The sequence below is a fragment of the Pseudomonas sp. B21-015 genome (assembly GCF_024749285.1).
Classification (GTDB): Bacteria; Pseudomonadota; Gammaproteobacteria; order Pseudomonadales; family Pseudomonadaceae; genus Aquipseudomonas.
This window is the reverse complement of the sequence record NZ_CP087196.1, coordinates 1,513,303-1,526,003: the sequence shown is the minus strand read 5'-3', so window position 1 is coordinate 1,526,003 and position 12,701 is coordinate 1,513,303. Positions and strand designations below refer to the sequence as shown.

General features: G+C 59.8%; 6 protein-coding genes. 2 read left to right on the top strand and 4 right to left on the bottom strand.

The genetic code is table 11. The annotated features are described in order from the left end of the window. Positions 1-79 precede the first annotated feature (79 nt). Positions 80-4,744: a Tc toxin subunit A gene (locus LOY38_RS06925; protein WP_258699377.1), complete on the bottom strand. Its 4,665-nt coding sequence runs from the start codon at positions 4,742-4,744 to the stop codon at positions 80-82. A 223-nt stretch (positions 4,745-4,967) separates the two neighbouring features. Beyond that, positions 4,968-9,056 (bottom strand): hypothetical protein, encoded by a 4,089-nt coding sequence (locus LOY38_RS06920; protein ID WP_258699376.1) that lies wholly within the window; start codon positions 9,054-9,056, stop codon positions 4,968-4,970. Positions 9,057-9,535: 479 nt separating this feature from the next. Between LOY38_RS06920 and LOY38_RS06915 the strand changes: the two genes are divergently transcribed. Continuing rightward, a complete protein-coding gene (locus LOY38_RS06915; RefSeq protein WP_258699375.1) occupies positions 9,536-9,907 on the top strand; it encodes a DUF6124 family protein in 372 nt (123 codons plus the stop codon). A gap of 148 nt (positions 9,908-10,055) precedes the next feature. Here the strand turns inward: LOY38_RS06915 and LOY38_RS06910 are convergent, their stop codons facing one another. Together LOY38_RS06910 and LOY38_RS06905 are read right to left on the bottom strand one after the other, a co-directional pair. After that, on the bottom strand, positions 10,056-10,415 hold the full coding sequence (locus tag LOY38_RS06910) for a PilZ domain-containing protein (protein ID WP_258699374.1): 360 nt from the start codon (positions 10,413-10,415) through the stop codon (positions 10,056-10,058). A 230-nt stretch (positions 10,416-10,645) separates the two neighbouring features. Further along, the gene (locus LOY38_RS06905) at positions 10,646-11,020 is read right to left on the bottom strand and encodes a tol-pal system YbgF family protein (protein ID WP_258699373.1); all 375 of its coding nucleotides are present in this window, start codon (positions 11,018-11,020) and stop codon (positions 10,646-10,648) included. A gap of 189 nt (positions 11,021-11,209) precedes the next feature. Here LOY38_RS06905 and pyk point away from each other — a divergent pair, with 189 nt between their 5' ends. After that, positions 11,210-12,661, top strand: coding sequence for a pyruvate kinase (gene pyk / locus LOY38_RS06900; RefSeq protein ID WP_258699372.1), 1,452 nt, complete (start codon positions 11,210-11,212; stop codon positions 12,659-12,661). The last annotated feature ends 40 nt before the right edge of the window (positions 12,662-12,701 follow it).

The window sequence follows — 12,701 nt, the reverse complement described above, 5'->3', positions numbered from 1 at the left end:
TTTCTCCCTGTCGCTGGGTAATGACCCGACCGGCCTGCAAACGCAGTGTTCAGGCCGGGCCTGCGGACAACCAATCAGTTCATGATGTCGACGATGAACGTCGGGTGACGGGGCGTTTGCCCAAGGTGCCTTCGATCACCAGTGCCTCATTCAAGCGGTCGCAGAACAGGCTCAGCTGGAACCGACCGTTTCGGATGTCGGCGGTGCGGATCTCCACCTGACAGGGGTCATCGGTGAACTCGAAACGCGTGGCCAAAGGTGGGGTGAACACCATGCCCAGCGCCTGGGTGGAATAGTCGGAACTCCACCCCAGCGCACCCTGGCTGCCCCGGAGTTGCGAGGCGTCGGCCGGAGCGATTTCGAGGCGGTAATGGCCATTTCGGAACAGGGTGAGCTCGTCGGTGCCGGGGGTGATCGGCACACGGATTTCGCCGCTGAGCCCAATCTCGATCAGCTCGACTTTCCATTCGAAGGCGCGAACGACAGTCAAATCGAACCGTTGCGTGAGCGGTGGATGAAGCACCAGATCGGCGGTCACGACAAATAGGCCAGGCAACGCCGACGTGAACGGATACACCGCTCGACCTTGCGCATCGGTCGCAATGGACACCTCCACGGGTGGTGTCGAATTGACCTTCCACAACACCGGATAATTGCCAACCGGCTTCGCATCCGCGTCGCTCGACTCCTTCACATCCACCCACAGCAACGTCGGCCGCGTCGCGCCGGCCACCGGGAAGCGAATGACTTGCGAATAGTTCTGGATCACGGCGTCACTCGCCACCCACACCTTGACCTCGACCACGGGATCAGAGCCCAGTTGTGCATAGATCGTCAGATCGCCGGACTGCGGATCGGCCACCGAAAAATCGGAGAACCCGTCCGTATCGCTGGCCGCCTCGACTTTGGTCGGTTCGACACTCGTCCACCACATCACCTTCTCGCCCGCAACGGGTGCACCGTCGAGCCCGACAACCTGGCAGCGTACCGGCAAGGCATGCCCGACCATCGCCACCGCGGTAACAGCGGGCTTGTCGAGAATCCGTGGCTTGTCGGCAAACACAATGGGACGACTGAAGGTGAGCTTGTGGCTGCCCTCCACGTTGCCGACCGCAAGGGTGGCATTACCCGGCCTGACGCTGGAGATCCACACCCGGCTCAGGCCATCCTTGTCGGTGTACGTCTGGCTGGGGCGGATTTGCCCCAGCGTGGTGGACCAGGCCACCTGACGATGAGCCCCCCGGTTGCCATAATCGTCGATCAGCACAGCGTACATCTCTTGCTCCCACAGACGCCCCGCCAACACCGGATCTCGGGGCGGCAGCCCGCTCAACTCGGAATTGAACTTCAGGGTCGCCTCATCGCAGTCGATCACCACCGATGGGGCATACACCGGCTCATACAGCGGCAAATTGAACGACACATGGGCGGTGCCCATCCGCGCCCCCGCCTGGAGCCGGGCCCAGGCCCGCCCCTGATGATCGGTGCGGGTCACCGGCGTGAGCATCGCCCCAAGGTCTGTCGACCAGTGAATGTCCACGCCCTTGAGCGGCTCACCGTAAAAGTCGAGCAGCAAGCATTCGAACTCCGCCACTTCCTGTGGCAGGTTCGCGATCAGGGTCGGGTTGTCCACCACGCAGCGGGTGGTGAAACTCTGCCCGACTTCCGCCGAATCCTGGGCGGTGGTCATGGCATTGAATCGGGCCAGGCTTTCCAGCGCGCTTTGCGCGGCCAAGGCATAGGCCGGTTCCAGATCCAGCGGGTACAACGTGCCCAGGCGCAGCGCTGCCGTGGCATCCATCCCGTGCCTGGCCAGCTCCAATGTGCGATCCAGCACATCAAGGTGCGCCAGATTGCGCAGAATGGGCCGGGCCGGGCTATCGCTGCCTTCGATCTCGTGATTGATGTGCTCGGCGCATTCGAGCACATGCCGGATCCCGCAGCCGAAATAGGTGGCCAGTTTGTCGGCGGCGGCATCACGAACCAGGCGCAATCCGTCCTCACTCAGGTCGTCGGGCAACTGGTTGACCTGAAGCAGGTAGTCGAGCATTTTTTCCTCGGGCTGGCGGGCCCGGGTAATCAGCCGGCGGTAGAACGCCAGGTAGTACACTGCCCGGATCGAGATCTCGTACGGGCTCTGCAGACTGAACCATTGATACTGTTCGCCCGTCAGCAGTGTGGCGAGCATTTGCGGACTCAGCCCAAGCTTGTCGGCAATCCTGCCGCGCCGCTCCAGCTCCGCAAGCATTTGCAGGAATGAGTCCGGTTTCTCCAGCACCTGTTGCAGGCGTGCAGGCTGCAGCGTCATGGCTTCTTGCAAAAAGTCATACACGTGCCCCTGGGCCCAGGACAACACCTGCGCGGCCAGCAACGAATCCAGTTTCAGATAAACCGAAATGCCTTCCTCCACCACCACCCGCTGCTCGTCCCGGCAACGCAGCACGATGGTGCGAATGAGGTTCTGCAGAGGCTCACGTTCAGGGGCGTCCTCATCTTCCGAATAGACAGACTTGGCGATCGTTTCGATCTCTGCGTCGGCACGCGCCAGATACTGGGTCTCGGTCTCGCCATGGCGCCCGATCACCAAGCCGTTGTCGTCCACCAAAGGGCTCAGCAGCGCCAGCCACTGGACGAGCTGCTCATGACTGTCCCGCAATGGGGCACCTTCCTCCAGCAGCGTGGCCTCCTCCACCAATACCGGCTGTGCCTGGCTGCGCAATTGCCGCAGAAACTGCTCCTGGGCCTGCGACCAAACGGTCGGCACATACACAGGGTTGACGTTTTGCACCAACCACAGCACCGGTAAATCGTAGTCGCGGGCCCATGCCGCAGCGCTCATTAGCCCGCGGATGGCGCTCAACGCATCCGCGCCGTCTCCCGAGCCGTAGCTGGACACCGCTGGCTCACCCGCCAATTGCGCCACCAGGCCTTCGCCTTCGCTCAGGGTTTGCAGCAGCGCGGTCGACTCGATAGGCGTCAGCCCGAACAATCGGCCCAGCCGCACCAGACGCCAGAAACTGGAAAGAATCGCCAAGCTGCGCTGCAAGTGTGTCTTGAGGCCATAGGCCTCGGCGATCACCGTGGCCAGGTAGCGGTAGGTCTCGAAGTTGATGTCCAGCGCGCTGCAAATCTGATGCACCGTCAGCTGTTCGGCTTCGGTGCGCGGCACGATGGCAAACTCGACATTGTCGATGCGCAGGTTTGTTTCATACATCGCCTCTCGGTTGTACACCCGATCAAAGTGCGACTCTTGCCCGTCCTGGCCGTACACCGACAGCACGTCGATGAACGCCGCGAACTCTTCGGCCTTACAGTCGTAAGCCGTGTTCAACTCCTTGAACAGCCCCAGACAACGCAGGGTATTGGGGCGAATCCAGATCGACGGTTCCCCGGTGCCACGACGTTCGGCGTTCATCGCTGCGATGAGCAGTTGATCGACCTGATGGCTGGGCAACTGCAGCATGCGATCCAGCCGGCACTTGCGATTGATCCGGTCCATGCGGTGTTCCAGAGCCTCGAAATTCGTCTCGCCCACATGAATCAGCTCGAACCGAGCCCCCACGACGCTTGGCACGATATCGATAGCCGGGGCTTCCCCCCCATGGATATAACGGGCACCTGCCGTGACCCCCGTCAGCGGCACATCCGGGTTACCCAGCGCCGGGGCGTTGGCCGACAGTTTGGGCGTAAAGGCACCATGCCCCAGCAAGCAATCGACCTTGCGTTGATCGAGGCGTGTTGCATCCTTGAAAACCCACAGCCTGCGCAGGCTTTCGAGGAAATTCGCCAGGCTGCCAAAGTTGTCGGGATAGAAATCGTCGGCGGACTTTTGCGGATCCGCATCGACCAGCCGTGTACGTGGATCCACCCTCCACAACGGCACGTTGGCCATCGCGCCATTCAAGGGAAAGTACGGGTCTTCCAGCAGCAACGACAAATGCAGCGGCCCGATGCCGCTGCTCAGTTGCAAGGCCACATCGGCGCGATCGCCCCGGGCGCCCGGGTTCTTGAAATACGGGTAATCCAGGTCGACCCGGCGAATGATGTCCCCCAGCGCCCCCTTCTTCACCGCTTCGCCGACAACATGAGTGAGGCTTTCCCAGTCGTGGTCATAGGGCAGGCTGTTGTGAAAACGGATCGTGCGCAGGTACGCCTTGACGGTCGGGTAGTGGATATGGGACCAGGACGATATCTGGGCCTCAAGCACCGCGCTGGCGATTTCCAGTCGTGACTGCACGTGGTTGATCGCCATCTCGTCGATCAGCAATTGATCCACATCCGGCCGGCGCGCCTCCAGCGCGATGGCCTGGGCCGGATCGCCCTGCGGCACGATGTAGTCTCGTACCCATTCACGCAGAGCCACCATGTAAGCGGTGGTCGAAGCGCCGTGCTCAGGGCTGCCTGGCGGGGCGGCGCCGTTGATATCCGGGTTGAACTGTTCCGTGTACGTGGGCAACGGCACCAACGCCTTTTCATCGTCTGGCGTCGGTGCAGCGCGCAGACTCTGCTCGCGATACACCCTGGCCATGTACAACGCCAGGGCATTGCCACGGGCGATCAACGAGTGGGCCTGTTCGCGGCCCAGGCCAAGCTTCTGCAACCCGCCGGCGCCCAGTTTTATCAAGTCGAACACGCTGGGGTTCTGCGCGATGTAATCATCGAAAGGCAGGCCGGCATCATTGCGCTCCTCCCCCAGCACAGCCTTGACCAATTGGTGGATCGGACGATTGTCGGATGCATTCATTGCGCTATTTTCCCTTCAGGCAAAAACCAGGGCCGGATCCCGTCAGCGGGTTGGCGGTTGCTTGCGTCAGGCTGATTTAGCGCTTGCAGACAAGGGCTGGTCTACTGTCAGATCTGACAGGTGAGATGACCGCTGATCAGAACGCGCAGCCATGAATGCCATTTGAAGCGGACAAAAAAATGGCCCTCACAAGAGGGCCAGATCTGAAGGAAACAGCAAAGCGTCAGCCGGCATCGATCACCGTGAAATCACGCTCGAGCATCCAGGGGGATTGCAAGGTGTCTTTGTACCCTTTCCCTCCCATCCTGAAGCCCCCCAGTGGTAGCCCACCGGTCACGATCACCCATTGTCCCAGCGCATCGGCAACACCTTTGCCCCATATGACATTGCCGTTGCCCGATCTGTAGAGCCGCACTTCCACCCCCGGCATTGCCGTGCCGCGGATCACTTCGTGAGGGGATATCTGGGCGTCCGCGACCGGGCTGGCGATCTCGGGGCGGTCAATTTCATCGGCAACCTTGAAGCCGATGGCAGTGCTCAGCCAAGGCGAATCTTGACCATCCATGGACTGCCGGACATTGATCTGATGGGCAGTCTCTTGCACTGTCAGCTCAACTTCACAGCGCACTGACCAATAGCCTTGCGCGTTCACCGTTGTGGTGGCGTAAACAGTTTCTGTCTGATCTTCAATCACTTGAACTTCGGCTCCGGCGATGCCCCTTCCGGCGAATACCGGCCGCCGTTCGAGCTCCTGCGCCGCATCGTTCACCGGCTGATCGACAATCACCCTTTCGACAGGCATCTGGATCACCTTTACGTTGCGGTTGGGCAACAACCACTTCGACACGACGCCATCGCGTGACTGACGCACCGAATAGGTATAAACGCTTTCCGCCACCGGCAATTCGATCTGCGAGCGTACCGCCCACTTCCCGTTGCGATCCACCCGGGTCGTCGCCAATACCGTGTTCATGTCATTCACCTTGCAGATGAAGATTTCAGCCCCCGGCTCCCCCCCGCCGGAGAACATCGGCCGCCGCCCTACCTCTTGCTCCACGAGCGGAAACTGCACGGTGGGCGCTTCAAACTGGGCAGTCTTGCGCTCCACCATGAAGCGCCCGCTCTCGGCCCACTCCGAAGCCTTGCCGTCCACGGTCTGACGCACGATCACCCGCGCCGCGCCGACGGGCAGGTCCTTGTTGCCCACCACGGCCCACCGCCCATCGGCATCGGCCTCCGTCGCCGGCGCCAGCACGTCTTCGGCGTTGAACCATGAAGCGACGGTGATGCTGGCCCCAGGCGTGGCCAGGCCACTGTACAGCGGCCGGACCCCGGCCCAGTCGCCGGTCAGGGGTTCGGTGATTTGCGGTGCCGGACCAAGTAAAAGAAAAGTACTCGTGGATGACGCGAGAGAGTCCAGCCCCGCACCGGCTCGCGCAAATGCCTTGATGCCGTTGGTGGCGATCATGTTGTGCTCGAAGCTGGCCGACCAGGTGCCATCCTCCTTCACCGTGACGGGGGCGAGGTTGTGAGCACTGCCTGTCCGTTGGACATGCACGGTATCCCCCGGATAACCGAATCCAGAGATCCTTAGCAGACGGCCCAGCGCTTCGCCATTACGGGGTGTGTCGATCACCGGCACGGCTGGCACCACCGTGACGACACGCTCGAACGGTTCACTGAGGTATGTCTTCTGACGAAGCCTGGCCTCCACGGTTTTCGGCCCCACCGACAGTGTCAGCGTTTCCTCCCAACTGCCGTCCGGCTTCAATGGAATGTCTTTAATGAAGGGTTGGCTTTCACCCTTGATCGACAACTCGACGGTGCCCTGCGACGCAGTCGTTGTGCCTGTGAACGTCGACGTCCGCGCCGGCCTGCCGTTTGGCGCCGGCACCGTTATCCCGGGCTTCGGCACGCGAACCTTCACCGTCTGCGCTGCGGTCCGGTCGGATTTGTTTTCGCTGAATTGAGCGTCCTGCTGGATGGCATAAACAGTCAAACTGGCCGGGGCTTGCTCCGCCAGCGTCACCGTCCATCCACGGTCAGGGCGCACCTGGTTGCTCCCCAATGGCTGATGGGTGGCTTGCGAATAAATAACCACCCAACAGCCCGGGAAACCTGTCCCCTCAATGACCGGAACAAGATCGACCTCGGCATTGTCGGCCGTGGTGATAATCGGCACCGGGGATTTAACCGTAAACGTTCGCGTGCCCGGTGAGGATGGCTGCCCACCGCCGAAAGCCGCTGTGGCCGTGAGGGTATAGGTGCCCGGCGCCCACTCTTCGGTGGCGTTCAGGGTAAACGTGCCGCCCGTGGCCGTCAGCGGTACATCCGGTTTTCCCGGAATTTTCAAAACGATGGCCGACCCTGGCCAGGCGCTGCCGGAAATCTGCGGACGCTGTCCGGAGGGGACATTCGACGGTGGATTGCTGAATACGGGGGGAGGCGAAGGGATGGTCATGGTTGCAATTTTGGCACTGTCGCCGGACCACCGATTGTTCACCCATTGCCGTGCGGCAAGGTTGGTGTAAACGCCAGGCGCAAGATCGGCAGTTGCAGTGGTGTCCCAGATGAGGTTGGTCCGCACGGTGGCCTGTGGCACGCCGGCCAGGGCGACACCATTGTTGTAAATGCCGATCTTGACCTCATATGTGCCCCACTGACGTCCTCTGCCGGCAAAGGTAGCCCTCTGCCCGTTGACGGTGGCGGTCACGTTCGTCGGTACGGGGGTAGGGACGTTGACAGACAGATTATCAACCCAACTGGAGTTGTAAATACGCCCGCTCCCCCCGTCGGAAACGCTTTGTTTACCGGTGAATTGGTAGCTGCCCGGTACAAAAGTTTCCGGGATATCCTTCGTCCAGTTACCCGAGTTGACCGGTGCATCAAAGTAAAAGTTGGCGGTAAAAGATTGATGAATGTGCATTTGAACACCGGTACCGTCATAGCCGGTGCCGTACAGCTCAACACCTTCCCCTTTTGGCCTGGATAACAGAGTCGGTTCGGGCGGTCGAATCAGGAACAGTTGGGAGACGCCACGCCCGGAAGTCTTGCCGCTGTGGGTCTGCCGTGCCACCAGCCTTCTTGGCCCTGGCTCTAACGTCACGTTGGCGCTCCAGGTACCCGCCTGCGCCGCGGCACCATTACCGACCACGGTGTCTGTCATATCGATGAGGACTGCAACTGCGGCGCCGGGCAACCGATTGTTACCACTGACGGAAAAGGTCCGTTCCTGAGTCAAACCACCGGCAGGTGAACTAATGGCCGGATTTCCTAAAACGGTAAAGGTGACGGGTAATGTGTAACCCGGCGTGAAGCCGGGATAGGTAAAACTTGCGGTCGCCGTCAAGCGCCCGCTGGGCCACTGCGCAGTCATGGGTGACTGCCAAGCCATGGATGAGGGAACGAGAACGGGTTGGGCCAGGACATCCCCATAATCCGCCCTCACCACTGCCATTGTAGAATCTGGAGCGGCGGTACCACGGAAGATAACTTCGCTAATGGGCAATACATCGCCCTGGGCTGGCGAAGTGAGCGTCGCCAGATAGATAGTCGGACTGTTTGTGTATGTAGATAACTTACTACCTATTTGTTGCCAGGCTTGTGTATCCAAACTCACAAGACCGGCCGGGAACTTGACACTCGCGCTCCAACTCCCATCAGGTTGGATAACAGCGGTGGGGGTCTCGTAACTATAGGCATTACGAATGCGTACGGTACCGGCTCCGTATATGCCTCCGCCCCCTGTCATCGTAAAAGGGGAAGCAGGAACATTCTTGATCGGTTTGAAGGTTGGGGCAGGAACTGTATATGACACTCTCACACCTATGTTCATCGGAACATCCGACGTACCCGCTCTGTCATATATGTATTGAAAGTTTATCCACGCATAATCGGAATTACCTGCTACGGAGCTGCCTCCACTGATGGTGTGCCATTGACCATCCTGGGTGGCATCGTCGTTACTCAGTTCTGAATACCCCCAACTGCCTGCCGAACTCATAGACAGGTATACGTTGCCGGAATGCCTGCCATTGCTCAAAGCCCTGTATCGCTTTGCCTGACAAGTAAATAATTCCCCGGCTGCATCCCATGAGTATTCCACCTCAAGTTCTGCCCAATAACTCTCTTTTGTCACACGCAATGTTGTCAACACAAACAAATCATTTTCTTTTTGTTCCGAATCAACAACAAGAGGCACATCAGCTGGCTGTTCAACGACTTCGGGTTCTTTTTCAATATCGTCAGTAAGGCGTATTTCTTCCAGTGCATTACCAAGCAGATTTTTTTTGACATCATCGTTTATATCCATGACTGACACCGTTATTTTCACGATTTTGGAAACTCTGCCCGGAAGCGTTCTTGAACTATTGAATGCCAATCCATCTGGCCCCCGCACCTGACAGATCTGACAGTTCCAATAAACGGTAATCCACGGTAAAGGTGTATTTCAGAAGCTTTCAACGCCGTCATCCCTCGGCTACAACGGGTTGCGCCATTGCCTACAGATCCGCCAGAATCCGCCGGCTTGTGCGCCTTGTGCCTGTCCCGTAACTTGATCCGTGCCGCTGCCAATCAGTGGTCGGGTTTAGTCGCCCGGTGGTAGAAATGATGTGTATAAGCGTCATCCAGTCGGGTATTCCCTATCCCCGCACTCGATGGTGGCTGTTCGCAGGGCGCCTCCGGGCGCGCCGGGATTCATTTCTCCACCGGTCGACTAACCTGCGTTCAGCCGCCACCCTAATTCGTTTAGTCGCGAGTCGGTGGCAGCACCACCTCGGAGAAATGACTATGTTCAAAGCCACACCCAATCCCCCCGAAACCGACCCGGTTTCCCCCTACGCCACCCTCGATTCAAAAAAACTCCACGACGCCGCCGAAAAGGCCCTCGACCACTACCTAAAACCCGACACCGCCCCGTCGCGCTCATCCCAGGACCGTGCCATGAAAATGTTCACCGTTGTCCCCGATGCCAACCCCGAAGCCTTGACCATCGAGACCTACGAAACCTTTTCGACGGTCAGCATTCTGCTGCTCGACCTGGCTGAAAGCCTGGACGACAAGCCGCGGCATCTGGCGATGGCGATTTATCGGATGAGTGAGTTGGGGTTGATGCTGGTGGAGCGGTCGCTGGATAACGAGCGGGCGATTGCTACGGCCTGACCTTTAAATATCCGGCGACTGTATTGACGCCATCGCGAGCAGGCTCGCTCCCACAGGGGATTTGAGTTGAACACAAGCGTTGTGATCAACGCCTACCACTGTGGGAGCGAGCCTGCTCGCGATAGCAATAGTGAAAGCGCCGCAGCCTTCAGGCCGAGGCAGGCAGCGGCTGAAAGCTGAAGTACTGCTGTAACGCCGAGACCAATTGCCCATACTCCGGCGGTGCCCGTTGCAGGCTGAACCCGGCGTCATAGTGGTGGGGGGTTGCGTCTTCGTGGCACCACAGGCAGCAGGCATTGAGGTCGATCACCTGCTGGCAGTTGCCGTCCATGGGGATTTTCAGGCGCAGGTCAAAGTCGGCGCCCACCATGATCGGCAACTGGCTGATCAGCATCAGCCCGTCTTCGGACAGATTGCCCAGAAAGCCGATGGGCTTGTCGGTGACGCTGTTGAACACTTTGAGAAAATACGGCAGTTGATGCCGCTCGATCCGGCGGTCAGTGAACATGCGTTAGTCGCCATGCAAGGCCCTTAAGCAGGGCCGCACTAATGCTTCGGAACGGGGCCTGCTCTATTGCTTTATAGGCATAAGCCGCGCTCTCCCCGATCCCGGTGCGACAGTCCATCCGTCCGCTGCCGATCACAGGTGTTACCTCGATTAGAAACAAGGCTCTAAACCGATCTATTCGACTATAGCTCACCCACGCCGGCCGGCCAGCCGTTGAACGCTGCCTTCAATCAGAACCGGGTCGGGCGCACCACCGTCGCACTGCGGGTCGGGTAATGCCCCAGGCTCTCCAACGTTTCCAGACGGGCACGGGCGCGGTAGGCGTATTCGCTTTGCGGGTAAGACGCGATGATGAACTGATAAGTCTGGGCCGCATCAATGAACAGCTTCTGGCGCTCCAGGCACTGACCGCGCATCATCGACACTTCCGGCTGCACGTAGCGACGGGAACGGCTGTCGCGATCGACCTTGGACAGTTCGAGCATCACTTGCTCGCAGTTGCCGCGCTCGTAGGCGCTGTAGGCATTATTCAAATGATGGTCCATCGACCAACGGGTGCAGCCCACAACACTGAGGGCAAGGGCGGCAATGAGCACGAATCGCATGGGGGATCTCCTGTCTTGCGCTCTGTATCGACCCGTGGGTGGAAATCTTCAGGAGCATTTGCACCAAGCTGTCGCGTTCAATAAAGAAACCAATGACCAAGTTCTTCAAAAAAAGTAGTGCAAACGAACAATGACTACACCCCAAGAGCATAGTAGCCTCTGCGAGCGCTTGAACTCAGGAGTCTTTGCATGTCCGTTCGTCGTACCAAAATCGTCGCTACCCTTGGCCCGGCCAGTAACTCGCCGGAAGTTCTCGAACAGCTGATTCTGGCTGGCCTGGACGTCGCCCGTCTGAACTTCTCCCACGGCACCCCCGACGAGCACAAGGCTCGCGCGAAGCTGGTGCGTGACCTCGCTGCCAAGCACGGCCGCTTCGTCGCCCTGCTGGGTGACCTGCAAGGCCCGAAAATCCGTATCGCCAAATTCGCCAACAAGAAGATCGAGCTGAAGATCGGTGACCAGTTCACCTTCTCTACCAGCCACCCGTTGACCGAAGGCAACCAGCAAGTGGTCGGCATCGACTACCCGGACCTGGTGAAAGACTGCGGCGTGGGCGACGAGCTGCTGCTCGACGACGGCCGTGTAGTAATGCGCGTCGATACCGCCACCGCCACCGAGTTGCATTGCACCGTGACCATCGGCGGCCCGCTGTCGGACCACAAAGGCATCAACCGTCGCGGCGGCGGCCTGACGGCACCAGCCCTGACCGAGAAAGACAAGGCCGACATCAAGCTCGCTGCCGAAATGCAGGTCGACTACCTCGCGGTGTCCTTCCCGCGTGACGCCGCCGACATGGAATACGCCCGTCAACTGCGCGACGAAGCCGGCGGTACGGCCTGGCTGGTGGCGAAGATCGAACGCGCCGAAGCCGTGGCCGACGACGAAACCCTCGACGGCCTGATCAAGGCCTCCGACGCGGTGATGGTTGCCCGTGGTGACCTGGGTGTGGAAATCGGCGACGCCGAGCTGGTGGGCATTCAGAAGAAAATCATTCTGCACGCACGCCGCCACAACAAGGCTGTGATCGTCGCGACCCAGATGATGGAGTCGATGATCCAGAACCCGATGCCGACCCGCGCCGAAGTGTCCGACGTAGCCAACGCCGTGCTCGACTACACCGACGCCGTGATGCTCTCGGCCGAAAGTGCTGCCGGCCTGTATCCGCTGGAAGCCGTGCAAGCCATGGCGCGCATCTGCATCGGCGCTGAAAAGCACCCGACCAGCAAGACCTCCAGCCACCGCATCGGCAAGGTCTTCGAAAGCTGCGACCAGAGCATCGCCCTGGCGGCCATGTACACCGCCAACCACTTCCCGGGCGTGAAGGCGATCATCGCACTGACCGAAAGTGGCTACACGCCGTTGATCATGTCGCGCATCCGTTCCTCGGTGCCGATCTACGCGTTCTCCCCGCACCGCGAAACCCAGGCCCGCGCGGCGATGTTCCGTGGCGTCTACACCGTACCGTTCGACCCGGCATCGTTGCCACCTGAGCAAGTCAGCCAGGCCGCGATCGACGAATTGCTCAAGCGCGGTGTCGTCGAGAAAGGCGACTGGGTCATCCTGACCAAGGGCGACAGCTACCACACCATCGGCGGCACCAACGGGATGAAAATCCTGCACGTTGGCGACAAGATGGTCTGAGTGATCGGTTGTACGAAAAACAAAAGCCCCGCCATGTGAA